The organism is Stenotrophomonas sp. YJH_SMC_14-1 (genome assembly GCF_059372275.1).
In genome coordinates, this window is sequence record NZ_JCAFVK010000004.1 from 279,886 (window position 1) to 305,511 (window position 25,626).

21 protein-coding genes are annotated in these 25,626 nt (G+C 67.0%); 6 read left to right on the forward strand and 15 right to left on the reverse strand.

Annotated features, from left to right (window positions below):
* Nucleotide 1: 1 nt before the first annotated feature.
* A complete protein-coding gene (locus AC5P9P_RS12960; protein WP_080354166.1) occupies nt 2-940 on the forward strand; it encodes a cyclase family protein in 939 nt (312 codons plus the stop codon).
* Complete coding sequence (locus AC5P9P_RS12965) at nt 937-1,260, forward strand: MoaF-related domain-containing protein (RefSeq protein ID WP_049452322.1); 324 nt, start codon at nt 937-939, stop codon at nt 1,258-1,260. The genes AC5P9P_RS12960 and AC5P9P_RS12965 overlap by 4 nt, the downstream gene beginning before the upstream one ends.
* 70 nt (nt 1,261-1,330) lie before the next feature.
* Here the strand turns inward: AC5P9P_RS12965 and AC5P9P_RS12970 are convergent, their stop codons facing one another.
* The gene (locus AC5P9P_RS12970) at nt 1,331-2,233 is read right to left on the reverse strand and encodes a LysR family transcriptional regulator (protein ID WP_033835035.1); all 903 of its coding nucleotides are present in this window, start codon (nt 2,231-2,233) and stop codon (nt 1,331-1,333) included.
* A 105-nt stretch (nt 2,234-2,338) separates the two neighbouring features.
* Here AC5P9P_RS12970 and AC5P9P_RS12975 point away from each other — a divergent pair, with 105 nt between their 5' ends.
* On the forward strand, nt 2,339-3,082 hold the full coding sequence (locus tag AC5P9P_RS12975) for an SDR family oxidoreductase (protein ID WP_111187955.1): 744 nt from the start codon (nt 2,339-2,341) through the stop codon (nt 3,080-3,082).
* 100 nt (nt 3,083-3,182) lie between these two features.
* On the opposite strand, the gene AC5P9P_RS12980 is transcribed toward AC5P9P_RS12975, so the two are convergent.
* The 3 genes from AC5P9P_RS12980 to AC5P9P_RS12990 are packed head-to-tail and all read right to left on the reverse strand — an operon-like array spanning nt 3,183 to nt 8,673.
* Nucleotides 3,183-6,260, reverse strand: coding sequence for an efflux RND transporter permease subunit (locus AC5P9P_RS12980; protein WP_049403359.1), 3,078 nt, complete (start codon nt 6,258-6,260; stop codon nt 3,183-3,185).
* The gene (locus tag AC5P9P_RS12985) at nt 6,257-7,429 is read right to left on the reverse strand and encodes an efflux RND transporter periplasmic adaptor subunit (protein ID WP_111108889.1); all 1,173 of its coding nucleotides are present in this window, start codon (nt 7,427-7,429) and stop codon (nt 6,257-6,259) included. The genes AC5P9P_RS12980 and AC5P9P_RS12985 overlap by 4 nt, the downstream gene beginning before the upstream one ends.
* Nucleotides 7,426-8,673: a TolC family protein gene (locus AC5P9P_RS12990; RefSeq protein WP_111108888.1), complete on the reverse strand. Its 1,248-nt coding sequence runs from the start codon at nt 8,671-8,673 to the stop codon at nt 7,426-7,428. The genes AC5P9P_RS12985 and AC5P9P_RS12990 overlap by 4 nt, the downstream gene beginning before the upstream one ends.
* Nucleotides 8,674-8,735: 62 nt before the next feature.
* On the opposite strand from AC5P9P_RS12990, the gene AC5P9P_RS12995 reads away from it, so the two are divergent.
* Nucleotides 8,736-9,410 carry a response regulator gene (locus tag AC5P9P_RS12995; protein ID WP_005413615.1) on the forward strand — a complete coding sequence of 225 codons (675 nt, stop codon included), beginning with the start codon at nt 8,736-8,738 and terminating at the stop codon, nt 9,408-9,410.
* A complete protein-coding gene (locus tag AC5P9P_RS13000) occupies nt 9,403-10,785 on the forward strand; it encodes a sensor histidine kinase (RefSeq protein WP_049432910.1) in 1,383 nt (460 codons plus the stop codon). Before AC5P9P_RS12995 ends, AC5P9P_RS13000 begins: the two co-directional genes overlap by 8 nt.
* 167 nt (nt 10,786-10,952) lie before the next feature.
* On the opposite strand, the gene AC5P9P_RS13005 is transcribed toward AC5P9P_RS13000, so the two are convergent.
* From AC5P9P_RS13005 to AC5P9P_RS13015, 3 genes are all read right to left on the reverse strand, one after another.
* A complete protein-coding gene (locus AC5P9P_RS13005; protein WP_111187952.1) occupies nt 10,953-13,304 on the reverse strand; it encodes a GH92 family glycosyl hydrolase in 2,352 nt (783 codons plus the stop codon).
* Nucleotides 13,305-13,400: 96 nt separating this feature from the next.
* A complete protein-coding gene (locus AC5P9P_RS13010) occupies nt 13,401-13,724 on the reverse strand; it encodes a thioredoxin family protein (protein WP_049469714.1) in 324 nt (107 codons plus the stop codon).
* Between the two features lie 5 nt (nt 13,725-13,729).
* Entirely contained in the window at nt 13,730-14,146 is a 417-nt protein-coding gene (locus AC5P9P_RS13015; RefSeq protein ID WP_005409854.1) for a host attachment family protein, read from the reverse strand.
* Between the two features lie 483 nt (nt 14,147-14,629).
* On the opposite strand from AC5P9P_RS13015, the gene proP reads away from it, so the two are divergent.
* A complete protein-coding gene (proP, locus tag AC5P9P_RS13020) occupies nt 14,630-16,117 on the forward strand; it encodes a glycine betaine/L-proline transporter ProP (protein WP_049403365.1) in 1,488 nt (495 codons plus the stop codon).
* Between the two features lie 84 nt (nt 16,118-16,201).
* Here proP and AC5P9P_RS13025 read toward each other — a convergent pair whose 3' ends face one another.
* From AC5P9P_RS13025 to AC5P9P_RS13060, 8 genes are all read right to left on the reverse strand, one after another.
* Nucleotides 16,202-16,816, reverse strand: a complete 615-nt coding sequence (locus AC5P9P_RS13025; RefSeq protein ID WP_033835045.1) for a hypothetical protein — start codon at nt 16,814-16,816, stop codon at nt 16,202-16,204.
* A 109-nt stretch (nt 16,817-16,925) separates the two neighbouring features.
* Nucleotides 16,926-17,552, reverse strand: coding sequence for an ATPase (locus AC5P9P_RS13030; protein WP_033835046.1), 627 nt, complete (start codon nt 17,550-17,552; stop codon nt 16,926-16,928).
* A gap of 3 nt (nt 17,553-17,555) precedes the next feature.
* Complete coding sequence (locus AC5P9P_RS13035; RefSeq protein ID WP_005413623.1) at nt 17,556-17,897, reverse strand: type II toxin-antitoxin system prevent-host-death family antitoxin; 342 nt, start codon at nt 17,895-17,897, stop codon at nt 17,556-17,558.
* A gap of 70 nt (nt 17,898-17,967) precedes the next feature.
* A complete protein-coding gene (locus tag AC5P9P_RS13040) occupies nt 17,968-19,563 on the reverse strand; it encodes a sensor histidine kinase (protein ID WP_049432894.1) in 1,596 nt (531 codons plus the stop codon).
* Between the two features lie 9 nt (nt 19,564-19,572).
* On the reverse strand, nt 19,573-19,977 hold the full coding sequence (locus tag AC5P9P_RS13045) for a response regulator (protein ID WP_024956513.1): 405 nt from the start codon (nt 19,975-19,977) through the stop codon (nt 19,573-19,575).
* Nucleotides 19,978-20,112: 135 nt separating this feature from the next.
* Nucleotides 20,113-21,567, reverse strand: coding sequence for a surface lipoprotein assembly modifier (locus AC5P9P_RS13050; RefSeq protein ID WP_111172355.1), 1,455 nt, complete (start codon nt 21,565-21,567; stop codon nt 20,113-20,115).
* A 90-nt stretch (nt 21,568-21,657) separates the two neighbouring features.
* Nucleotides 21,658-22,422, reverse strand: coding sequence for a Slam-dependent surface lipoprotein (locus tag AC5P9P_RS13055; RefSeq protein ID WP_024956511.1), 765 nt, complete (start codon nt 22,420-22,422; stop codon nt 21,658-21,660).
* Between the two features lie 53 nt (nt 22,423-22,475).
* Complete coding sequence (locus AC5P9P_RS13060) at nt 22,476-25,598, reverse strand: TonB-dependent receptor (protein WP_329771945.1); 3,123 nt, start codon at nt 25,596-25,598, stop codon at nt 22,476-22,478.
* Between the last annotated feature and the right edge of the window lie 28 nt (nt 25,599-25,626).

Below are 25,626 nucleotides of genomic sequence, written 5' to 3' on the forward strand. Positions count from 1 at the left end.
CATGAAGATGAAGACCCTGGCCGCGCTTGCGCTGGCCACCCTGCCGCTGTCCTTCCAGGCCACCGCCGAGGAGTGGTATCCCTCTGCCTACGGCGCCAACGACGAGATCGGCGCGGCCAACCTGCTCACCGCTGACGTGGTCAAGCACGCGGTCTCGCTGGTCAGGACCGGCAAGACCTATCCGCTGGCGGTACCGGTGGACAAGAACCTGCCCGCGTTCCGTCACCGCAGCTTCCGCCTGTACAACGTGCAGGTCGGCCAGCAGGCCGGCAAGTCGCTGGGCCCCAACAAGTTCACCTTCAACGATGAACTGGTGAACGCCTGGACCGGCGTTGGCACCCAGCTCAACGGCATCGGCCATATCGGCATCGACAATGTTTACTACAACGGCAACAAGGCCGCCGACTTCGTCACCGTGGACGGCGTGCGCAAGCTCGGCGTCGAGAAGGTACCGCCGATGGTCACCCGCGGCGTCGTGCTGGACATGACCGCGTACTACGGCAAGGCGATCGTGCCCGGCGGCACCGAGTTCACCGTGGCAGACATCCAGGCCGTGCTGAAGAAGCAGGGCCTGAGCCTGCGCAAGGGCGACGTGGTGCTGTTCAACACCGGTTGGCTGGAACTGATAGGCAAGGACGACACGCAGTTCCTGGAAGTGGAGCCGGGTATCGGCATGGAGGCCGCGAAGTGGCTGGCTGACCAGGGCATCGTCGCCTTCGGTGGCGACACCTGGGCCTCGGAGGTCTACCCGAACCCGAACGGTGCCGAGGAGTTCCCGATCAACCAGTACATGCTGGCCAAGCGCGGCATCTACAACCTGGAGCTGATCGACAGCCGTGCCCTGGTGCGCGACAAGGCCTGGGAATTCCTGTTCGTGCTCGGCCAGCCGCTCTACGTCGGCTCGACCCAGGTCAACATCAACCCGGTGGCGATCCGATGAACACTGCCCCTGCCTTGCCGTTGTTCGCCGGCCGCCGCTTCCGCGTCAGCTATGACGGCCTGGCCGCCGACAATGTCTACAGCGCCGATGGCCGCCACGTGCAGTACGCCATCGTCTCCGGCGCCTATGCCGGTGCGCAGGGCGAAGCCGCCTGCGAGTGGCAGCGGATCAGCGACGGGGTCTATGCCATTTCGTGGCAGGAAGCCGATGGCGCTACGGTCGTGCATGTCGATGACTTCGTCGGCGGGCGTTCGCTGGCCTGGTTCACCGCCACCGACGGCAGTTTCCATCGCATGCAGGGGCCGTTGGCAGCGCTGTGATGCCAGCCAGCGGTCGGCACTACCCAAGCGCTACCCCACCTTGTTCGACCGGGCCCGGTAGTGCCGGCCGCTAGCCGGCAACCCCGGTCTGCTCGAACACCCCGGCCACCCAGTCGATGAACACCCGCAACCGTGGCGACGGCGTGCGGTTGCGCGGGTAGACCAGGCTCAACGGGCTCGGCGTCGGGGGCACCTCAGGCAACAGCTCGACCAGCTGCCCGCGCGCGATATACGGGTCCATCCGGTAGCGCGGTGCCTGGATGATGCCCAGGCCCGCCAACGCGGCCCCAAGGAATGCATCCGCGCCGGAAACACGCACCCGCGCCTGCAGCGGCACGTAGCGCACCTGTCCCGCCTGTTGGAACTCCAGAGGGATCAGCTGGCCAGTGGCGCTGGATCGGTAGCCGACCATCTGATGGCCTTGCTCCAGCGATTCAATGGTATCGGGCAGGCCGTGCGCCTGCACATAACCCGGAGCGGCCACCGTGGCCTCGCGCAGCATCGTCAACCGGCGCGCCGCCAGATCGCTGTCGGCCAGCGTCCCCACCCGCAACGCCGCATCCACGCCTTCGCGCAGCAGGTCGACATAGCGGTCGCCTTCACTGACGTCCAGCTCGATCTCCGGGTAGCGCTGCAGGAATTCCGGCAGGTGCGGAAACAGCAGGTGCCGGCCCAGCGTGCCATGCACTTCAATGCGCAACGGGCCACGTGGCGGGGCATCACGGAACGCTGCCTCGGCATCGTCCATGTCGGCGATCAGGCGCAGGCAACGGCCATAGAAGGCCTCGCCTTCCAACGTCGGCACCACCAGTCGGGTGGTCCGGTGCAGCAGGCGCACGCCCAGCCGCTGTTCCAGCGCCTTGATCGCGTCGGTCACCGTGGCCCGCGGCAGGCCCAGGTCCTCGGAGGCCCGGGTGAAGCTGCGGCGCTCGACGATGCGGACGAAGGCGCGCATGGCCGTGAAACGATCCATTGTTCGGCTGTCCGGATGATGTTGACGGATTATGCAGGATTATCCGAAAAGGCAATATCGCGAAGATGGCCCTGCGCCACTCCGGCGCGCCCGCTGGAACCGACCATGACCCTCTCCCCCGCCCGCTCTGTCGCCCTGGTCACCGGCGGCTCCCGTGGCATCGGCGCCGCCATCTCCCGCCGCCTGGCCGCCGATGGCCACGCGCTCGCGATCAACTATGCGGGGCGCCGCGACGACGCCGAAGCTTTGGCGGCCGAGCTCAGCGCAGCCGGCGCGCAGGCCATCGCCCTGCAGGCCGATGTCGCCGATCCTCAGGCGGTGCGGCAGCTGTTCGATGCCATCGAGGCGCGCTTCGGCGGTATCGACGTAGTGGTGAACAGTGCCGGCGTGCTGCAGTTGGTGCCGCTGGCCAACAGCGACGATGCCCTGTTCGAGCGGGTGATCGGGATCAACCTGAAAGGCGCCTTCAACGTGCTGCGCGAGAGCTCGCGACGGGTGCGCGACGGTGGCCGCCTGATCACCCTGTCCACCAGCGTGGTCGGCATCAGACTGGAGAACTACAGCGTGTATGCCGCCAGCAAGGCGGCGGTGGAGACGATGGGCGCGATCCTCAGCAAGGAGCTGCGCGGGCGCAACATCACCGTAAACGCGGTGGCTCCTGGTCCGACCGCTACCGACCTGTTCCTGGACGGAAAGTCGCCGGAACTGATCGAGCGGCTGGCGAAGATGAACCCGCTGGAGCGGCTGGGTACGCCGGAGGACATCGCCGGTGCGGTGGCGTTCTTGGCCGGTGCCGATGGCGGGTGGATCAACGGTCAGGTCCTGCGCGCCAATGGCGGGATGGTGTAGTTCGCGGCCATTGCGCACCGGTATTCGCCCACATTGGTGGGCGCCTCGCCGCGTGCCAACCAAGGTTGGCCTCTACCGGGCGCAGAACCGGACATCACCGTCAGTCCGTGCGTGCCTCGCGGCGGCGATGCACCCAGTAGTAAAGCGTCGGCAGTACCAGCAGGGTCAGCAGCATCGCCGACAGCAGGCCACCGATCACCACCACCGCCAGCGGCTTCTGGGTCTCGGCGCCAATGGCATGCGAGGTCGCCATCGGCAGCAGGCCGAACATCGCCAGCAGTGCGGTCATCAGCACCGTGCGCAGGCGCTGCAGCGAGCCCTGCACCACCGACTGCAGCAGGTCCATGCCCTGCTCGCGCAGCTGGGCAAAGCGACTGAGCATCACCACCCCGTTCAAGACCGCCTGCCCGAACAATGCAATGAAACCGATCGCCGCAGACACCGACAGCGGGATGCCGGTCAACCACAGGGCGAGGATGCCGCCAATCATCGCCAGTGGCACGTTGGCCAGGATCAGCGCCGCACTGCTGATGTCCTTGAAGGCATCGAACAGCAGCACGAAGATGATCAGCACCGACAGCGGGATCACCCAGCCCAGCCGCTTCATCGCACGCTGCTGGTTCTCGAACTCCCCGGACCATTCCAGCCGGTAGCCTTCCGGCAACTGCACGCTGGCGTCCACGCGCTTGCGCATGTCGGCCACCACGCTGCCCATGTCACGCCCGGCGATGAAGATGCTCACCGCCTTGACCCGCTGTGCGTTCTCGCGCGAGATGTTGATCGCGCCGCTGGCCATGCGGAAGTCGGCCACCTCGGACAACGTCACCGTGTGGCCATCGCCGATGCCGACCGGCACCGTGCGCAGCCGTTGCAGGTCACGGTCGGCATCGTCCAGGCGCAGCGTGATCGGAAACCTGCGGTCACCCTCCCACAACTCGCCGACCTGGCGCCCGCCCAGTGCGGTCTCGATCACCTCGTCGATGTCGCGCACGTTCAAGCCATAGCGCGCAGCACGGTCGCGGTCGATTTCGATCTGCAGCTGCGGCAGTGAGCCGTCGCGGTCGATGAAGGCACTCTCCACGCCCTCCACGCTACGCACCTGGCCCAGGATCGCCTGCGCCTGCTGGTTGAGTACATCCAGATCCGAGCCGCTGACCTTGATCACCACCTGGCCCTTGATCTGCGAGATGCTCTCCAGGATGTTGTCGCGCACCGGCTGCGAGATCGAGAACTCCGGCCCCGGAATGCGCTGCTCCAGCGTGCGCTGCAGGTCGCTGACCAACTGCCGCTTGTCCACCCCCTTCGGCCATTTCTTCTCCGGCTTCAACGCCACCAGCGCCTCGATCTGGTTCGCGCCCTTGGCATCTGAGCCGTCTTCCGGGCGCCCCAGTTTGGCCACCACCGTCGATACCTGCGGGAAGGTGCCGACCAGCTCACGGATGCGCCGCGACTGCTGCTGCCCCTCGGCCAGGCTGGTGCTGGGGTCAAGCGTGGCGGTCAGCCAGATCGAGCCCTCGTCCAGCTCGGGCAGGAACTCCGAACCCAGCCGCGTGCCCAGCGCGAGCGTGCCGACCAGCAGCGCAACCGCGGTCAGTACCACCGCACGCGGGCGAGCCAGAGCGCGCTCCAGGATCGGCCGGTACCAGCCGGTCAGGCGGTCCATCAGCGGATTGCCGTCGCGCATGCGGTCGCGCCGCAACCACCAGTAGCAGAACAGGGGCACCACGGTCAGCGCCAGGATCAATGCACCGATCAACGCCGAGGTCACCGAATAAGCCATCGGCGCGAACATGCGGCCCTCCTGGCGCTGCAGGGTGAAGATCGGGATGTGTGCGGCGATGATGATCAACATCGAGAAAAACGTCGGCCGCCCCACTTCCGACGCTGCCGAAAGAATGGTTGAAAACCGTGTCTTCCGGTCGGCCGCAGGGGGCAGCTTGGACAATCGCGAGACGATGTGCTCGGTCACGATCACCGCGCCATCGATGATGATGCCGAAGTCCATCGCACCCAACGACAGCAGGTTGGCCGGTACGCCCCACAGATGCAGGCCGAGGAAGGTCGACAGCAGCGCAAGCGGCATCATCGCCGCCACGATCAGTGCGGCGCGGGCGTTGTACAGGAACAGCCACAGCACCAGGAACACCAGCACCGCGCCTTCCAGCAGGTTGCTGAAGACGGTTTTCAGCGTGGTCGAGACCAGCCACGAGCGGTCGTAGAACGGCTCGATGCTGACCCCGTGCGGCAGCTGGTTGGCCTCGATCTCGGCGATGCGCGCATGCAGGGCGTCGAGCACGTCGGACGGATTCTCACCCTTGCGCATCAGCACCATGCCGAACACCGCATCGTCATTGTCGTCCTGGCCGACCAGGCCCTGCCGTGGCAGGCCGGTATCGGCGATGCCGGCCAGGTCACGCACCAGGATCGGCGTGCCCCCGCGCTGCGCAACCACCACATTGCCGATGTCGGCGGGCGAGCGCATCAGACCGACGCCGCGGATCAGGAACTGCTGCTGCCCGCGTTCCACGTAGCCGCCGCCGGCATTGGAGCTGCCCTTTTCCAGCGCCTCGGCGAACTCACCCAGGCTGATGCCGCGGTCACGCAGCTTGTCCAGGTCCGGCTTGACCTGGAACGTGCGCGCGAAGCCGCCGAAGCTGATCACATCGGCCACGCCCGGCACGGTGCGCAGGCTGCGTTCCATCGTCCATTCCTGCACGGTGCGCAGCTGGGTCGGCGTCATGTGCGGGCCTTTGAGCACGTACCGGTAGATCTCACCCACCGCCGAACTCATCGCCTCCAGTTCCGGTGTCACCCCTTCCGGCAGCTCCACCCCCTGCAGGCGCTCCAGCACCTGCTGGCGCGCGAAGTAGTCATCGGCCTTGTCGTCGAAGGTCAGGATGATCATCGACAGGCCGAACTGGGTATGCGAGAACACCCGCACCGAATGCGGAATGCCGGACAAGGCCACTTCCAGCGGCATCGTCACTTCGCGTTCCACCTCTTCGGCGGCGCGGCCCGGGTGCAGCGACACCACCGTCACCTGGGTATCGGACACATCCGGGAAGGCCTCCACCGGCAGCACGCGGAATGCGGCGATACCGCCGCCGATGAACAACAGCAGTGCCAGCATCACCATCAGCGGCTGGCGCAGGCAGTAGGCAATCAGGCGATCGATCATGGGGCCGCGTGCCCCGTGCCGGCGCTGGCGGCGGCTGGCGCGCTGTCGACCAGCTGCTGCAACAGCAGGCCGCCCTCGACCACCACCCTGCTGCCAACCGCCAGGCCGTCACGCACCCACAGCCGGCCGTCACCCAGCTCCTCGGCGTGCACGGCATGGCGCACGTAGCGTCCCTTGTCCCTCTCCACGAACACCACCTGCTTGCCGTCGATCAGCAGCACGGCCGCATCGGGCAGCGAGACACCGCCCTCGGCCGGCAACGCCACCTGGGCGCGCACGTACTGCCCTGCCTTGAAGCCGCGTGCGCGGTTGTCCAGCTCGGCGCGCGCCTGCACCACGCGCCGTTCGCGGTCGACGAAGTCATCCACGTGCTGCAGGGTCGCCTGCAGCAGTTGGCCATCGGCACCAGGTACGCTCACCTGCATGCCCGCCTTCATGCGTCCGGCCAGGCTCTCGGGAACATCCAGCAGCAACCACAGGCGGTCCGGATCACCAATCACCGCCAACGGCTGTTCGCTGTCCGGGCTGACCGCCATGCCCGGGCTCATCCGTCGCTCCACCAGCACGCCATCGATCGGCGCGCGCAGCGGCAGGCGCTGGTCGACGCGCTGGCCATTGCCATATGCCTTGGCAAAGGCGGTTGCACGCGCATGATCGGCCTGGCTGCCGGCGAAGTTGGCCTCCGCCTCGTCCAGTTCGCGGCCCGACGCCACACCCGCCGCATGCAGCTCGCGGGTGCGCTCCAGCTCCTTGCGCGCCTGCTGCAGCTCGGCGCGGCCACGCACGCCCTCCGCCTGGGCCTGGCCGAACTCGGGCGAGGTGATCCAGGCAATCACTTGGCCGGCCTTCACTTTCTGGCCCGGCTGCGCCTCGATGCGCGCCACCTGCCCCGGCAACGGCGTGCGCAGTGCACTGGAACGGGTCTCGTCCCAGACCACCCGGCCCGGCAGCTGCAGGCTGGCGCTGGCGCCGGCGGTCACCGCCTCGCTGCGCAGCACGTCCAGCTGGCGGCTGCCGGCAGGAAACTGGATCTGGCCGGCACTGATCTGCGGCGCATCCTCGGTGTAGGACGCCGGCTCACGGCCGCAGCCGCCCAGCAGGGCCAGCGCCAGCAGGGCCGGCAGCACGGCGTGTCGCGCCCGCGGGCGATGGGCGACGGTGGACTTCATCGGGACTCTCCTTCAGCAACGGATGTGGCCGCTTCCCAGCGCGCCAGGGCAATGGCATGGTCGGCGCGCGCCTCGATCAGCGCGGCCTCGAAGTCGCGCCAGCTACGGCGCGCATCCAGCAGATCGGTCAGGCTGGCGGCGCCGCGCCGGTACGCCAGTTCGATGCCCTGCACCGCCTTGCGTGCGGCGTCGGACTGCAGTCCCTCATAGTCGCTGCGGCGCTGTGCGGCGGACTGCGCGCTGGCCTGCAGCTGGTCCAGCTCGGCGCGTGCTTCGCGCTGCAGTACCTGCAGCTCCAGCGCGGCGCTGTCACGGTCGGCCTCGGCACGCCGGATCGCGCCGCGTGCACGTGACGGGCCGCCGAGCGGAATGGTCAATGACACGCCCCAGGTAACACCGCTGATGTCGGTCGGCTCGCGCTCGGCCTCCACACCCAGCTGGATATTGCGATGGCGCTCGCTGCGCGCCAGAGCCACGCCCGCGTCGGCCGCAGCCAGGCGCGAACGCGCGGCACGCAGGTCGGCGCGCTGCTGCGGGTCGAACGCGCGTACATCGGCCACGCTGTTGGCATCCGGCCAGGGGTCATCTGCACTGAGGTCGCGGCTGTCATCGCGGCCGAGCAGCAGCCCCAGCGCATGCCGCGCGTCGCGCAGATCCAGGGCCGCCTCGCGCGCCGCGTCGGCTACGGCGAGATCGTCCACCGCCAGCCGCGCGCGATCCACCGGCGCCATCGCCCCTGTCGCGACCTGCTTGTCCGCCGCTGCCATCTGTTCGGCCGAACTCTGTCGGTTGGCCTCGGCAATCCGCGCCCGCTCCTGGGCGCCCTTCAGGCCGAAATAGGTTTCATGCAGCGCCACTTGCTGGCGGCGCCGCGCATCGAGCATCTCCAGACCGGCCACTTCCAGCAGCGCGTCGGCCTGGCGGATGCGCAGTGCGCGCTTGCCACCACGTTCCCAGGTCCAGCCCAGGCCCACGGTACTGTCCACCCGCTTGTCCTGCCAGCGTCCGGGACCGATGCCGTGCTTGGGGCTGATCTTGCTGGTGCCGATCGACAGCTCGGTGGCCGGGCGCAATGCCGCCGTCTGCGCATCGCCTTGCACACCGCGCAGCTCCAGTGCCGCTGCGCGCAGGTCAGGGTTGTGTGCTTCCATTGCGCGCTGCGCTTCCTGCAGGGACAGCGCCGAAGCCGCAGGCGCGCACAGAAGCGTGGCCAGCACGGCCGCTAGACGAGAGGGGAAATTCATGCACGTCACGGTAAGGTGATGCACTTGCGCCAAACTTGCCCCAGCCTTGCACGAAGCTTGCAATGCGAATCCTGCTGATCGAAGACGACGCCGCTCTGGCCGATGGACTGATCCGCGCCCTGCAGGGTGCCGGTCATCTGTGCGACCACCTCTCGCGTGGACTGCACGCGCCGGCGGCATTGGCCAGCGCACCGTATGACGTGATGGTGCTCGACCTTTCATTGCCCGACGTCGATGGCCTGGACCTGCTCTCGCGCCTGCGCAACGACGGCGCCACCCTGCCGGTGCTGATCCTGACCGCACGCGATGGTGTGGAGGACCGCATCCTCGGCCTCGACCGCGGTGGCGACGATTACCTGGCCAAGCCGTTCGCACTCGGTGAGCTGGAAGCCCGCCTGCGTGCACTGTCGCGCCGCCGCAGCGATGCACCGGCTCAGAAGCGATTGGGCCGGTTGTGCTTCGACAGCATCCGCAATGAAGTGCAGGTTGAAGGCCAGCGCATCGAGCTGACCGCGCGCGAGCTGTCGCTGGTCGAGGCACTGATGCAGCATCCCGGTCGCACCGTCACCAAGCAGCGCTTGTTCGATGCGCTGTACAGCTGGGACCACGAGGCCAACCTGTCGGTGATCGAGGTGCATGTCAGCCGCCTGCGCCGCAAGCTGGAACAGGCGCGCGCCGGCGTCGGCATCCGCATGCTGCGTGGGCTTGGATACCGGCTGGAGGCCGTGGGTGACTGAGCGCGTGCACAGCCTGCGTGGCCTGCTGCTCAGGCGCCTGTGGCTGCCGCTGCTGGTGCTGCTGCTGTGCAGCGCAGTGGGTTCATTTGCGCTGGCCCGGTTCTATGCCGGCCAGGTCTACGACCGCTGGCTGCTGGATTCGGCGATGTCGTTGTCCGAGCTGGTAACGGTGCAGGATGGTCGCGCTTCGATCGAGATCACCCCAGCCGTCTCGCGCATGTTCAGCTGGGACACCGCCGACGAAGTGCATGGCGAGGTGGTCGACTCGGCGGGTGCGCGTTTGTATGGCGACCTGCCCGAAGCACTGCCACGCCCCGCAATCGCATCGGGAAATGATGACGAAGCCGTCTACTACGATGCACGGGTGCGCGGTCAACCGGTGCGCATGGTCGAGGTGGTGGTCAGCGCCGGACCGGGCCATGACATCCGGCTGCGCGTGGCTGAGACGCTTCGCAAACGCCACCGGCTGGAGCGCAAGCTGCTGCTGACCAGCGTTCCCTTCCAGGCCGCGATCCTGACACTGGCGGCGTGGCTGGCCTGGTCCGGTACAGGCGCTGCCGCTCGCCATGCCAACCTGGTTGCGCGGAAGCTGGCCAGCCCGCGGCCGGATCCGTTGGCACCGTTGGACCCCGCGCAGGAGGCGCCGCGCGAACTGTGGCCGGCGGTGGAGGCCTACAACGCGCTGCTGCAGCGTCTGGACGCGATGCAGGATGCGCAGCGGCGCTTTGTCAGCAATGCCGCGCACCAGCTGCGCACGCCCTTGGCGGCGATGCAGGTGGAACTGGAGAGTTCATTGCGCCAGCACGACCCGCAGGCCCAGCAGTTGGCGCTGTCCGGCACGCTGGCCGGGCTGGCCCGCTTGCAGCATCTGGTCAACCAGCTGCTGATGCTCAGCCGCTCGGAAGATCCGCATGGCAGTGCACTGCCGCTGCAACCGGTGGACCTGGCTGCGTTGGCACGCGGGGTGGTGGAGCGCTACGCCGACCGTGCGTTGGCGGCGGGCGTTGACCTGGGCTACGAGGGGCCAGACGACGGCGTGCAGGTACAGGGCGATCCGCAGCTGCTGCGCGAAGCGTTGGGCAACCTGCTGGACAACGCGCTGCGCTACGGTGCCGTGCCCGGTGTAATCACCCTCGGCGTTCGGCAGGAGACCGAAGGCGTGCAGGCATGGGTTGACGATGACGGCGCCGGCATTGCCGAAGCCGAACGCACGCGCGTCACGGAACGCTTCTACCGGGCCAGCAGCGAAGGCGATGGCTGCGGGCTGGGGTTGGCGATCGTGGCCGAGATCGCGCAGCGGCATGGTGCGATGCTGAAGATCGAAACGGCGCCGCTCGGTGGCGCGCGGGTGGGGGTTCGGTTCCGTTCGCGTTGACGTCCTGCGTGCCAACCAAGGTTGGCACCTACCAAAAGCGCCGCGACCCACGGATTCCGGTAGACGGCCTACCTTGCTGGGCACCGTTGACCTCCCGCGTGCCAACCAAGGTTGGCACCTACCAGGTGCGGGGGGCAATGGCGGCGGCAGGACGGCGCCGCCCCGCATCACCGGCTCATCGAGTACGGCGCCTGCGCGCCCTGCCCCGGCCAGTCCTTGTTCGGCTCGGCCTGCATGCTGAAGCGCAGCTCGCCACCGGCCAGGATCTCGTCGTGGCGCAGGAAGGTGCGCTGCAGCGGCTTGCCGTTGAGGCTCACGCTGCCCACATAGGTGTGCCTGTCATCCAGGCCATCGGCCACGATGGTGAACGTCTTGCCGTTGGGCAGGCGCATCGCGGTCTTCGGCAGGAACGGGCGGCCCAGGATGTACTCGCCCGAGCCCGGTGCCACCGGATAGAAGCCCAGCGCGGTGAACACATGCCACGCCGACATCTGGCCGACGTCATCGTTGCCGGCCAGGCCATCCGGACGGTCGGCGTACTGGGTGTCCATGATCTGCTTCAGGCGCGCCTGGGTGCGCCACGGCTGGCCAGCGTACGAGTACAGGTAGGCCACATGGTGGCTGGGTTCGTTGCCATGTGCATACCAGCCGATCAGCCCGGTGATGTCTTCCATGTGCTCGAAGATGGACGGATCCACCTTGGCGCTGAACACCTCGTCCAGACGCGCGAGCAGCTTGTCGCTGCCACCGTGCGCTGCCGCCAGGCCGGCCACGTCCTGCGGCACATACCAGGAATACTGCCAGGCGTTGCCCTCGGTGTAGTCGGTACCGTAGCCACTGGCGCTGGGGTCGAACGGGGTGCGGAAACTGCCGTCGCGCTTGCGTGCGCGCATGAAGCCGGTGTCCTTGTCGAACGCGTTGCGCCAGTTGGCCGCGCGCTTGTCGAAGGTCGCCGCGATATCGCCCTTGCCCATCGCCTGCGCCATGCGTGCGATGGTCCAGTCATCGAAGGCGTATTCCAGCGTCTTGCTGGCCGCTTCACCTTCCTCGTCGATCGGTACGTAGCCTAGCTCGCGGTACTGTGCGATACCGTCATAGGGGCCGTAATTGGCGGTCTCGACCATCGCCTTCAGCGCCTTGTCGGCGTCGAAGCCACGAATGCCCTTCACGTAGGCGTCGGCGATCACCGGCACGGCGTGGTAGCCGATCATGCACCAGTCTTCCAGGCCATGGAACGACCACACCGGCAGCATGCCGTAGGGGCTGTGCTCATGGTGGGCCAGCATCGAATTGACGAAGTCGCTGTTGCGCTTCTCCGGTTGCACCAGGGTCAGCAACGGGTGCAACGCACGGTAGGTATCCCACAGCGAGAACGTCGAATAGTTCGTGAAACCATCGGCCTTGTGCACGGCATTGTCCGAACCGCGATACTGGCCATCGGCATCCATGAACAGCGTCGGCCCCAACAGTGTGTGGTACAGCGCGGTATAGGCGCTGCGGCGAGCGTGCTCGGGTGCATCGATGTCGAGCACCGACAGCGCCTGCGTCCATTCCTGTTTCGCCTGCGCACGCACGCGGTCGAAATCGAAGTCGGCCACTTCCGCGTCGAGGTTGGCAATGGCGCCGGCCTCGCTGACCGGCGAGATGGCAACCTTGACCACCAGCGGTGCGTCCAGCTTGCCGAATGCGAAGGTACCGACCAGCTGACGGCCCTCGATCTGTGCGCGCTGGGACGGATCCTTCTCGCCCGGCGGCGGGAAGCCCTTGTAGACGATGTCCTGCTCGGTGTTGTGCAGCTCATGCCCGGCCAGCGGGCGCGAGAAGCGCATCGCGAAATACAGCTGGCGGCCCGGCGCCCAGCCGCGCGTCTCGCGGAAGCCGGTCACCGTGCCGTCGGCACGCACCCGCACCCGCGACCACAACACCTTGCCCGGGTAGTCGTACATGCTGGTGCGCATGTCCAGCAGCACCTTGGCGTCGGTGCCCTTGGGGAACGCATAGCGATGCACGCCCACGCGGGTACTGGTGGTCAGCTCGGCACGCACCTTGTAATCGTCCAACGTGACCGCGTAGTAGCCCGGCTCCGCTTTCTCGTCATCATGGCGGAAGCGGGAGGCATAGCCGCTGCGCGGCTTCTCGGGATCGCCACGCTCCAGGCCGGGACTGCCGGTGAACGGCATCAGCAGGATGTCGCCCAGATCGGAATGGCCAGTGCCGGAAAAATGGGTGTGCGAGAAGCCGACGATGCTGCTGTCGTCGTAGCGGTAGCCGGCCGCCCAACCGTAGGCCTTCTCGCGCCGCTGGATACGCGTATCCGGGCTGAGCTGGACCATGCCGAACGGTACCGTCGCACCCGGATAGGTGTGACCTTCGCCACCGGTGCCGATGAACGGGTCCACCGATGCATAGGCCTTGTCGGCGGCGGTTCTGGCAGGCGCGGCCGAAGCCAGGCCGGAAGCGAGCATCGCCGTGGCGGCGACAGCGATCAGGAGACGACGGTCCAGCGTGGGCATCGGCATTTGGATCGATTCAGGTGATAGCCGGATGCTAGCACCGGACCTGTCACGCCGCATGCTGCAGTGCGACTGCCCCGCGTGCCACGCCCGGTTCACTCCTCAATCGGGAAGCGCGCCCTGCAATGACATGAGGTCCGCGCTGTCCAGCGGCCTCACTACCCGCGCGACCTCTTCTCCATCGTGCAGCAGCACCACGGTCGGCCACAGCTTCACTTTGAACGCTCGGCCCAGAGGCCTGCCCTTGCCATCCTCGATCTTCCAGTGCGGCAGATCGTTCGCTTCGACAAAGGCCTGCAACGCGGGCTGCGCGGCCTGGCAGTGGCCACACCAGGGCGCGCCAAACTCGAGAAGCAGCCAGCCGACCTGCGCCTCCACATCCAATCGGTCGGGCTCCGCCGACAGGTGATCGCGCATGAATGGCATCCGTGCTACGCCGCCAGCGCCTTCTGGATATCCGCCAACGGCGCGTTGGTCAGGTCCTTGGCGATGTCGCCCAGCAGGCGGGCCTGGGTTTCCTTGTGCAGCAGCGGACGGATGCGTCCCAGCGTGGTCGGATCAGCGATCAACACCAGGTGTGCATAGCGGTTCTTCAACGCATCCTCATTGAGCTGTTCCGCCACCTGCTTGGCGAACGTCGCCTCGTTGAGCTGGGATACCGACATGTCCTTCGGCACTGCACCCGCAGGCCCCTGCCCGGATACACCCTGCTCGCTGATGTCCTGCAGGCGCAGTTCACCTTCCTGCTTCAAGGCCAGCTGGTGATCGCTGCCGACATTGGTGAATACACGGGCCGAACCGCCATCGGCGACAACCACAAGCGTACCTTCGGGAATGCGACGGGTCATGCGATGCTCCTTCTCTGTTGCGTTCGCCCACAACGTAGAGGGCGGCATGTGAGCAGCACGACCAGATTCCGTTCAACGCACGTCATCATTGCTTTGCAGATGAACAGGCATGATGGAACACAGCGTGCAGACAACTGCGCTTCGCTGCACGCTCACGCGCGTGCCGTTATGATGAACGGATGATCGACACGACCCACTACGTGACGGGCGCACCTGTTACGTGGAAAGCACTGCCGACCGGCGCTCCGCTTGCCACGCATGTTCCTGCTCCGCCCGTCCATCGCCTCGCGCTGGATCCTGGCGGATGACGCCCGCAGGCACTTCGCCTGCATCCCCCCCCGCATCGCTGTGATTCCCGGCCGCTGACAGCGCGGCCGTCGTGATCCCGTTGCCGTGCTTCCGCCGAAACGGCGGTGCCACGCCGTGCGCGTGCATCCACGCATGCCGCCGTTTTTTCCATTTCAAACCTCCCAGGGAGCCCCCATGCAGGACACACCCGAGGCACATGCCCATTTCGGCTGGTTCAAGCGCCGCCGTCACCTGAAGGTCGATGAGATCACCGTCGTCGACACGCCCATGCTCAAGCGCGCCGTCGGTGCCGCCGCACTGGGCAATGCCATGGAGTGGTTCGACTTCGGTGTCTACGGCTATCTGGCCGTCACCATCGGCCAGGTGTTCTTCCCGTCCAGCAACCCCACCGCACAGGTGATCGCCGCCTTCGCCACCTTTACCGTGGCGTTCCTGGTGCGTCCGCTCGGCGGCCTTGTGTTCGGCCCGCTCGGCGACCGTTATGGGCGCCAGAAAGTGCTGGCGTTCACCATGATCCTGATGGCGCTGGGCACGTTTGCGATCGGCCTGATTCCGTCCTACGAGCGCATCGGCATCTGGGCGCCGGTGCTGTTGCTGCTGGCGCGCGTGGTGCAGGGATTCTCCACCGGTGGCGAGTACGGCGGTGCGGCCACGTTCATCGCCGAGTATTCCACCGACCGCAACCGTGGGTTGATGGGCAGCTGGCTGGAGTTCGGCACGCTGGGCGGCTACATCGCAGGCGCCGGTACCGTCACTGCGCTGCACATGCTGCTGAGCAGCGAGCAGATGCTGGACTGGGGCTGGCGCATTCCATTCCTGGTGGCCGGCCCGTTGGGCCTGCTCGGCCTGTACATGCGCATGAAGCTGGAGGAAACCCCGGCGTTCCGCGCGTTCGCTGAAGAAGCCGAGAAGCGCGAGCACGACCGGCCGGGGCTGGGCGCACTGTTCCAGGTGCATGGTCGCCAACTGCTGGTGTGCATGGGCCTGGTGCTGGTGTTCAACGTCACCGACTACATGCTGCTGACCTACATGCCCAGCTACCTCAGCGTCACCATGGGCTATGCCGAGAGCAAGGGCCTGCTGCTGATCATCATCGTGATGCTGGTGATGATGCCGTTGAACATCGTCGGCGGGTTGTTCAGTGACAGGCTGGGCCGCCGACCGATGATCATTGGTGCCTGCATCGCGCTGCTGGTGCTGGCCATTCCGTGCCTGCTGCTGGTCGGCAGCGGCAACGACGGGCTGATCTTCCTTGGCCTGATGCTGCTGGGCCTGGCACTGGTGTGCTTCACCAGTTCGATGCCGTCCACGCTGCCGGCGCTGTTCTATACGCCGGTGCGCTACAGCGCGCTGTCGATCGCATTCAACGTGTCGGTGTCGCTGTTCGGTGGCACTACGCCGCTGGTGACCGCGTGGCTGGTGGAGCGTACCGGCGACCCGTTGGTGCCGGCCTATTACCTGATGGGCGCGGCGGTGATCGGCCTGGTGACCATGCTGTTCGTGAAGGAGACCGCCGGCCTGCCGCTGCGTGGCTCACCGCCGGCAGTGGGCAGCGACAAGGAGGCCGCTGCGTTGTTGAAGAGCGATGTACCGGTAACGGTGGACCCGACCTTGCCACCACTGCCGGAGGCTGCGGAGCCTGAGCAGGTGAAGCCGGCCTGAGGCTGGCCGCAGAACGCGGTCCCCGCTTGGCGTGGACCTACGGGGCCAGTGGCGCCGGGCGAATACGCCCGGCGCTCCCTGGCGCTACTTCTTGATGTGAGTCAGCTTCCCCGGCGTCCAACGCAGCGTCCATGTGTAGTTTCCGTCCGGCGGACAGACGTGGCGGTTCGGGCTCTTCCATTCGCAGACCGTCGCCCCGGCACTGACGGTGAAATCGACAACGATGCGATCACCCTGGATGCGGATGGCACGGATGGCGCCTGGAATCTGTTCAGCCGCGTCGTCAGCATAGCCATACCTGCGGATGGCGGCATAGTCCTCTGCTTCCACCGGCGACAGGCTGTTCGGGTTCTCCTGGCCGCGCGGATCGTTTGCCGTCAGCGCCGTCATCACCGCAACGACGTTGCTTTGGGCGAAGCTGCCGCCGGAATAGTCGGACGTGTAGAAATACACGACCTCGGCACGGCCATCGCCATCGAGATCGGCAACAGCGGTCCAAACCGGGCGGAAGCCGGATTCAATGTCGCCGCCGGGAATCAGCCGCAGGTTGGCTTCGGCGGCGTGGAAGGCCTGCACCAGGCTGGGCGGCGATGGTCGCTTGGCGGCAGGCGACGCTGCCATCGTCGGCATGCAGGACAGCGCCAGCGCGGCAAGCACCAGGCAGATAGAACTGGAGCGGAATGTCGCAGGTCCGTGCATGTCATCCTCCTTGAGTGTGCGGTCAGTCTAACCGCAGCTCCGGTGGCGCCCAGTCGGACACGGCGCGGTCTCGCGCGATGTGTGAAAGGTATCCACGTATGGCGTGGATCTAATCCGAGGTGTTCAATTCCATCGCACGCATCACGATGGGCTTGGCCCAATCCGGCGTATGCAGCAGCTCGGCCACCGAGACCGGGTACTGCAGTTGGCCATGCGCCATCGCCAGCACCGGCAGCGGCTCGACGCAGCCGTCGGCGTCGGCGGGAGCGCTGTTGTCGTAGACATGCAGCTCGGCCAGGTGTGGCAGCAGGTCCAGCAGGTTCTCGCGCGCCGAATCGAAGCGGGCGTGGATCTTCTCCACCGGAATATCGTGGCCACCGGCCGCTACCCGCGCAGCGACGCGGGCGATGTGCAGCTCGACGCTGGACAGGCCGCAGAACCATACCGCCACATGATGCTGCTCACAGGCCTCGCGCAGCAGGCCTGGAATGGTGTTGCCGCCCAGCGTGGTCTCGAAGGCGAAGTCCGTGCCATCAGCCATGGCCTGGCGCAGGCGGCGGGTGCCTTCCTGCCAGGCCTCCGCATTGGCATCGGGCAGCGGCCAGCCGGCCTCCACCAGGCGCCGGGTGAACGAATCGGGGTTGAACCAGCCCAGCCCTTCGGCTTCCAGCCAGGTACCCAGCAGCGAACTCTTGCCGGCGCCATTGACGCCGGCAAGCACCAGGATCCGCCCCATCGGTCAGAGCGGACGGCCGAGGGTGACCTTGCGACCGCGGCGGATCGGCTGGCCCAGCACCTTGCCCAGCCCCTCCCCGCGCTGCAGGCTGGCCAGGGTCTGGTCAAACTCACCGCGCAGGCGCAGCAGTTCTTCGCTGCGCTCACCGGCATCGCCGCCAGCGGCCTTGGCCAGCAGTTCCTGGTAGGTGCGGATGTCCACGATCACCGCTTCGGGGTGGTTGTGGTTGGTGATGACCAGCGCCTGCTTCTCGCGCACGGTGCGCATCAGGCTCGGCCAGCCACGGGTCTTCACCGACGACGCGGGGGCCTTTTCGAGGCCAGGCAGATCCAGCGGCAGGGTCATGGCACGGCTCCAGACGGGGACAGTTGAGGCCATTATGCCCAATTTGGCCAAATTGGGGATAAATGGACCTCTACCTGCCGGAACCGCCCGCCGCCGCGCCGGGAGCATCGGTCTGCAGCAGGCTGTCTCGCTCGCGCAGCGGAAAGCGGATCCAGGCATCCAGGCCCTGCGGGCCAAAGCGCAGCTCGCCGCTGCCGGCGAGTTCGTAGGGCACGCGCTGCTCGATCAGCGCCCGGCCAAGGCCACGCTGCCGGGGCTGCTCCCAGTCCTCCACTTCGGCATGGCGCTCGCACCAGTGCAGGCCCAGCCATGGCTGGCCGGCCTGAACCTGCAGATCCCAGGTCACCTCGATCCGGCCATCCTCATGGGTCAGTGCGCCATGCCGCAGGGCATTGTTCGCCAACTCGTGGATCGCCAGGGACAGTACTTCGGCCGCCTTCGGCGGCAGCAGCACATCCTCGCCCTGCAGGCGGTAGGCCGCCGCTGCCGGCGTCTGCGCCGCGATCTCCTCATGGAGCATGCCACGCAGGCAGACCCCGGCATTGGCGCCGCGGGTCAGCAGGCTCTGCGTGCGCGCCAGCGACATCAGTCGCCCGCACAACCGTTCAGCGTATTCATCCACGCTGCTGACCGACTCGCGGGTCCGCCAGGCAATGGCATGGATGGTCGACATGATGTTGCGCACCCTGTGCTGCAGTTCGGCCAGCAATACAGACTGGCGCTCGGTGGCACGCTTGAGATCGTCGATGTCCACGGCGATGGCAAATACGCCGCTGACCTCACCGTCGCCATCGCGCAGGGGCGCGGCCGCGACCCGGGTCCAGCGCGCGCGCCCATCGTCATGCAGATACTGGAACTCCAGCCCCGGCACCACGGTCTCGCCGCGCATCGCACGGGCGATGGCGAAATCCTCCGGCCCGATGGCGCTGCCGTCCGCATGCCAGCCACGCCAGCGATGCAGGTTCACCTCATCCGTGGAGGGCACCTTGCCGCTGGGCAGGTAGGCACGCATCTGGTCGTTGGACAGCTGCAGGCGCCCTTCGGTGTCGACAATGCAGACGCCCACCGGCAGCACCTTGAAGGCCAATGCCAGGCGCCGGTCCGCCTCCCGCCGCTTCTGCTCTTCGCGCTCGCGTGCCGATTGGGCCACATGCGCCGCTGTGGTCTCGAACATGGTCACGAGCACGCCGTTGATGCGCCCTTCCTCGCCACGGATCGGGCTGTAGGTGATGGTGAACCAGACATCCTCCAACCGCCCGCGACGCGCCAGGGGATAGAGTTTGTCCTCGTAGGTGATGGTTTCGCCCTGCCAGACGCGCTGGTAGATCGGTCCATTGATATGCCAGACCTCGGGCCAGCACTCGCGGGTCGGCTGGCCGAGCCCTCCGGGATGCTTGTCGGCCAGAATCTCGGCATAGCCATCGTTGTAGAGCTGCACCAGCTGCTCACCCCACAGCACGATCATCGGGAAACCATGGGCCAGCATCAGGTCGACGGTGGCGCGCAGGTGGGGCGGCCACTGCTCGCAGGCACCCAACGGCGTGGATGACCAGTCGTGGCGGGCGATGCGCGCGGCCATGCCATCGTGGCGCACATGCAGCTGCGGTGCAGGTGGCATCTGGCCACGCAGCCTGGCGGCGTGGATGTCTTCAGGACGGCGCGACATGCCGCGCAATCAGGCAATGCCCGCAGAGACCTGCGGCGCCGCCACCAGCGCGGCCAGCTGCTGCACCAGCGCTTCGATGTGATAAGGCTTGGTACAGCGCGGCGCGCTGGCAAAGCGGCTGGGCAGGTTGTCGTCGTAACCGGAGGTCAGCAGGAAGGGGATACCCGTCTCGGCCAGCCGATCGGCCAGCGGATAGACCTGCTCACCGCCCAGGTTGATGTCCAGCAATGCCACATCGATGGGATGGGTATCGACCAGCCGCCCCAGCGCCTGCAGGTCACCGGCAGGCCCCACCACCTGTGCGCCTTTCAGCTCCAGATAGTCGACCAGAAACATCGCGATGGCGAATTCATCCTCCGCCACCAGTACACGCAGCCCTTTCAGGCCCTCTGGTTTGTTGCCCGCTTCCAGCACGACCGGCGCTCCTCGATACACGCGGCCCAGCTCTGCCGCAACACCCGAAGGATGCGCGAAACGGGCTACAAGAGCGCGTGATGATGAATGAAGATCGCGGCGACGGCGCGTTCACCGTGCAGCGCAGCGGCGCGTTCAGAAGGCCCGTTCCCATTTCAGGCTGAGCAGGCTGCGGTCGTGGCTGTACAGCCAGCCGACGTTGCTGTCGATGCGCGCGTAGCGCAGGCTCAGGCTGGGCACCAGCCCGGCCACCGCCAGGCGCTCGCTGCGCACGACAGCAATCAGGTTCTGTTCGCTGTCCTCACGCCGCGCCTCCAGCAGCGGGCTCCACGCCTCGTAGTCGCGCTCGCGCAACGACACGAACACGGTGGCGGTGGTGCCCGTCCACTGGCGCGCCGCCCCCAGGCGCAGTCCACGCTGGCGGTAGCCGTTGGCCGGATTGGCGGCGCGGCTGTCACTCAGGTCCAGCCCGGCAAAGAGGGTCCAGCGCGGGTTGAGCGCACGGAACCAGGTGGCGTACACCGCGGCCAGCTCACCGTCGTAATTGCTGGCCAGGCCGCGCTGGCGATAGCGCTGGCGCTTCCAGTCGGCCTCCAGCCTGAGCAGGCTGCGCCCGTCCAATGCATATTGCCATTCGCCATGCAGCCCGCTGCCGCCCTGCAGGGCCCGGTTGCCCAGGCCCTGGTAGTCATAGCTCGGCGCGATCTGCAGGGTATGCCGAGCGCTGCGCCAGCTATAGCCCGCCTGCACGCTCGCATTGAGCTCGTTGTAGGCGCTGTGCCCGCGCCATGCCTGGCCGAACGCAAGCGCGCGCACATAGACGCCGTGATGACCGGCCAGTGCCCAGCGACGCTCCAGGTTGCCGTCGTAGTCCAGGCCGATGGCGCGCTGGGCATCGGGAAGATTGCGCTGGATGATGCAGGTGTCGCCCACTCCGAACAGGCAGGTGCGGCTGGCCGAGCTGCGGTTGATGTTGTCGCTCCATGCCGGGCCGGCTGCCAGCGCTCCTTTCCAACGCCTGCGCGCCTGCAGTGCGGCCAGGTAGGCGTCCACCCGTCCGCGTACACCCGCGGTAGTGGGGTCGTCGGCATTGATGCCACCGGCGATGGCCGTGAACAACGCCTCCGCATCGCGGTCGCGCTGGTCCTCGGCATGGACACGTGCAAGCTCAAGGCGGGCCGGCAGGAAATCCGGCTGCGCCGCCAGCAGTGCTTCGTACTCGTTGGCCGCGCGGTGGTGATTGCCGGCCACCCGCGCCAGGCCGCCCTGCGCGTAGTGGCGCAGCAACGGGTCGTGGCCGGGCAGTTCGATGTATTCGTCCAGGAAGCGCTGCGCTGCGCCCCATTGCTGATGCTGCAGCGACAGGTACAGCGCCTGGCCCAGATCGTCGACCGTGCGCTCCACGCGCAGGGTCTGGCCGTCGATGGTGATGGTCGGTCGCGCCGACTCGGCCTGCTGCAGGCGCTGCTGGTCCTGCTGCTGGTGGCGCAGCTCGCTGCCCTGCTCCAGCACACGACGAAGATCATCCTGCTGGGCGCGCACATCGGCAGCCGCCAGCAACAGGATCACAAGGAAGATGGGATGGCGCATGGTCGATCCGTGGCGGTGCATGCAGCGGGCCGAAGCAGGGACTGGCGGATCGCGGCTTGTCCCTGCCCTGCCCCGTCAGGGGCGTGGCAATCAGTTCTTGCTGCCGCCGAAGGCGGTGTCGTACTGGCTGTTGCCGGCGAAGGTGGCGATGCCGGCCAGGGTGGCCGCGTTGGCGCCGAAGAACTGGCCCTGGGTGGTGCCGTTGACGCTGCCATTGACGTTGGCCGAACCGGCGAACGATGCATCGGCACTGTTGATGTTGGCAACGATGGCCAGGGTCAGGCCATTGCCGGACAGCGCACCATCCAGGGTGCCGGCGCCGAAGTCGGCGTCGAAGGTGCCGCTTAGCAGGTTGCTGCCGTTGAACTTGTTCAGGCCGGCCACGGTGTAGGACGCCACGCCGGCGGGCAGCGTGGTGCCGGCGCGGTCGCCAACGAAGTAGACCTGGCGGTTGTTGAAGCCACCGGCAGCGCCATCCTTGGACCATTCGCCGAACCAGACATCGCCACTGCCGACCTTGACGAAGTTGAAGTGGCCCATGCCGGCGTGGCTTCCCGGTGCGCCGGTGATCGGCATGGCCAGGGTACGTACCGTCACGCCATTGACGGTGGTGGGTGCCGAGTAGGCGCTCAGGCCCTGGAAGTCCACCGGCTTGGCCTGGGACACGGTACCGACACCGATGCCGGCCTTGCCAGCGCGGTGCGGGCCGCCATTGACCTGCGATTCGCCAACCGCCACGTACAGCTCGGCATCGGTCCTGGCACTGGCGGCACCGACGATGTCGGCAGCATGCGCGGCACCGACCAGAGCCAGCGAGGCGGCAACGGCGAGCACCGAACGGGAGATCATTTTCATGGTATTGCTCCTTGGTTGAGGGAACTACGGGTACAACGCTTGAAGGTGGGAGATCAGAAGCGCGCGGTGACGCCGAGCTTCAGGGTGCGACCCGGGGCCGGCAGCGTGGAGCGCGTGGCTGGATCGACGTAGTAGCGGTTGCCGAGGTTGCTGCCGACCAGCTCGACGCTGGCATGCTCGTTGAAGCGCCAGCGCGCATAGGCATCGACGGTGGTGATGTTTCCCCAGGTGAACGGCACGTTCTGCCAGAGCAGGCCGCTGCCACCGCTCAACAGGCGCTCACGGTAGGCCTGCAGGTCAGGGTTCTCGTGCCGCTGGTAGTGCACGATGCGGCTGCCCAGTTCCAGGCGCCCATCGAACAGGCGCGTGCCCAGCGACCAGTTGATCGACAGCTTTGGAATGGCCTGGGTCAGCAGGTAGCCACCGACGAAACCATCCTGCACGCAGTTCGGAACCAGGCCGCGGTTCGCGTCCAGGAGCACCGCCGTGCTCTCGTCACACACCTCGTTTTCCAGCGTGCGGGTGATGCCCAGATCGGTGAAGAAGCGCCGGTTGTCGAAGCGGGCCTGCAGTTCGATACCACGGATGGTCTGCTTGTCGATGTTGTCGAACAGGAAGTTGCCATCGCGTTCGATCACGTCACGGGTCTTGTGCACGTAGTACGCCAGCTTGACGTCGGCATCGGCGGTGTTGCCGAACAGGGCCGACAGGTTGTGCACGTAGCCCACTTCGTAGTTGTAGGCGTGCTCGGGCTTGAGCGCATGCAGCGGATTGAGGCTGCCGGAGAAGGCGATGGTGCTTTCGAACATGCTCGGGAAGCGCACCGCTTCGCTGTAGCGCACGTAGGCACGGGCGGCCGGGGACAGGTGTGCAGTGGCCGAGAAGGTCGGCAGCCAGGCATGGTCGCGGCGGCGGCCGTTGCGTCCATCGACCGGCTGCGACTGTACGCTGTTGCCGATGTTGCAGACCTGGTCGCTGCCGGCGAACACCGGCTGCACGCCGGGAATGGCCGCCACTTCGCCATTGAGGCAGGGATTGCCGGCGCGGGTGTAGTTGCCATCGGCATCGGGCAGCCAGGGCCGTGTGTACCTGACCGGACGCGGCGTTTCGTACGGTGCCAGCAACGCACGGATGCTGTCGTCGATGAACCAGCCCATGCCGCGCTTTTCCCATAGGGCGCGGCGTGCTTCCAACGCGTCGATGCGGGCCTGCAGATTGGCGGGACGAGGCGGCAGTTCGTTCACGGTGTACTGCGCTTCCTTGCCACCTACGCCCTTGTTCAGCAGCTCGGGGTGCGCCTCGAGGAAATCGTCGAAGGCCCAGTAGCGGCCGTAGCGCACGCCTGCATTGAGGGTGAGGAAGTCGACCGGCCGCCACTCCAGGGTCAGGTAGCCTTCACCCTCCTGGCGGCGCCCGGCACGCGGGAACATGCGCCAGCCATCGGTGGTGCCGAAGTACGGATCGCGGGACCCCAGCTTCTCGTACTGCCAGTTGCCGCCCACGGTCAGATCCAGGGTCGAATGCAGCGCGAAGCGGTTGCTCAGGATCAGGCCGGTGCGGTCATTGCGCGCGTTGGCCAGCGCGGTGTTGCGCAGGATCGGGCTGGCGTCCGGATTCCACGCCGGATTACCCACTGCGAAGTTCGGGAAGCCGCCAGCGCTGTAGGTATCGCTGTCCGTCTCCGTGCGCCACAGGTTGGCGTACAGGTCCAGCCAACGACTGCCGGCGGGCTGGAAACGGTATTCCAGGTTCCACGCATCCGAATCGACCCGACTGAGCGGCCACTGGATGCGGCCGTAGTCCGGGGCCGACAGGATGCGCGACGGCATGATCTCGCCGTAGTGCGACAGCGTGCGCCGCCAGGTCGCCTTCAACTGCTGGTCATCGTTGATCTGCCAGCTGCCCTTGACCAGCCAGGACTCCTGTTCGCTGGAGGTATTGGGCACTTCATCGCCGGGCTTGAAGTAGCGCGCCAGCGTGGTGATGTAGTCGATGCCCTGGTACTCGAACTGCTCGCGCCGGTCCTGTTCGTAATAGGCGCTGCCCTGGGTCCCGGAGAAGTAGTTGCCGCGCTTGCGCCAGGCGTAGGCGGCCATCAGGTCGACGTTGTCGCCACGCACGCCCAGCGCCAGGCGCCAGGCCTGGTCCTCGCCATCGAAGGGGTTGTTGCCACTGCGCGACTTCACCGGCACCACCAGGGTGCGGTCGTCGTAGGGTGAGTTCGGCGAGCCCTGCGGGAAACCCGGCACGGTGCGGTAGTCCTCGCCGGTGTGCAGCCGCGGCAGGCGCGGTGCCACCGCATTGCTGCTGCCTTCGATCTTCAGCTCCCCGCCGAAGCGCTCGCCGGCAGCGACGACGTCATCGACGTCGATGGTCTTGATCACCAGCGCGCCACCGATCCCGCTGTGCACATCGCGCACCAGCCCTGGCCCCTTGATGACCTGGATGCCACCAATCAGGTTGGGATCGATGTAGTTGCGGTTGCTGACGCCGTTGTAGCCACGCCATACCGTGAGCGCCTGTTCGCCGCCGTCGATGCTGACCGGCACCCGCCCGGGCCCCTGGATGCCACGGATGTTGACGTCCAGCGCGCCACTGTTGCGCGCATCGCCACTGAACACGCCGACCAGATCCTTGACCACGTCGGCCGGATTGGAGCCTCGGTAACGCTCCACCCGGTCGCGCCCCGAATACGCCGTGGTCAGGTCCAGCGCGAACACATCGTCGTAGCCACGCCGATCGCGGGCCTCACCCCCTTCCGACTGAAGGCGACCGGCCACGTCCAGTGTTTCGGTCACCCGCACCCCTTCGCCCTCACCCGCCTCCGCTGCGGCCCGCAGGCTCCAGGTACCGTCCATGCCGCGCTGTGCACGCACGCCGCTGCCGCGCAACAGCTGCTGCAGCGCCTGCATCTGGCTGTACTCACCCTTCACTGCGCTGGAGCGGCGGCCTTCCACCAGGTCGCTGCGGAACACCACCTGCACATCGGCCTGGCGGCCAAAGGCGCGTACGGCATCAGCCAGCGGCTGCTCCGGAATGGTGTACTGCCGCACCGGCGCGACGATCGCCGGTTGCGCCTGCACGGCCGGCACACAGGCCAGCGACAGCAATGCGGTGGAAACAGCCAGGGCCAGAGCGATGGCGCGACGATGACAGGCGGATGCCGTGGACGGCATGGACGGGAACTCCTCAAGCGTGGCGGAA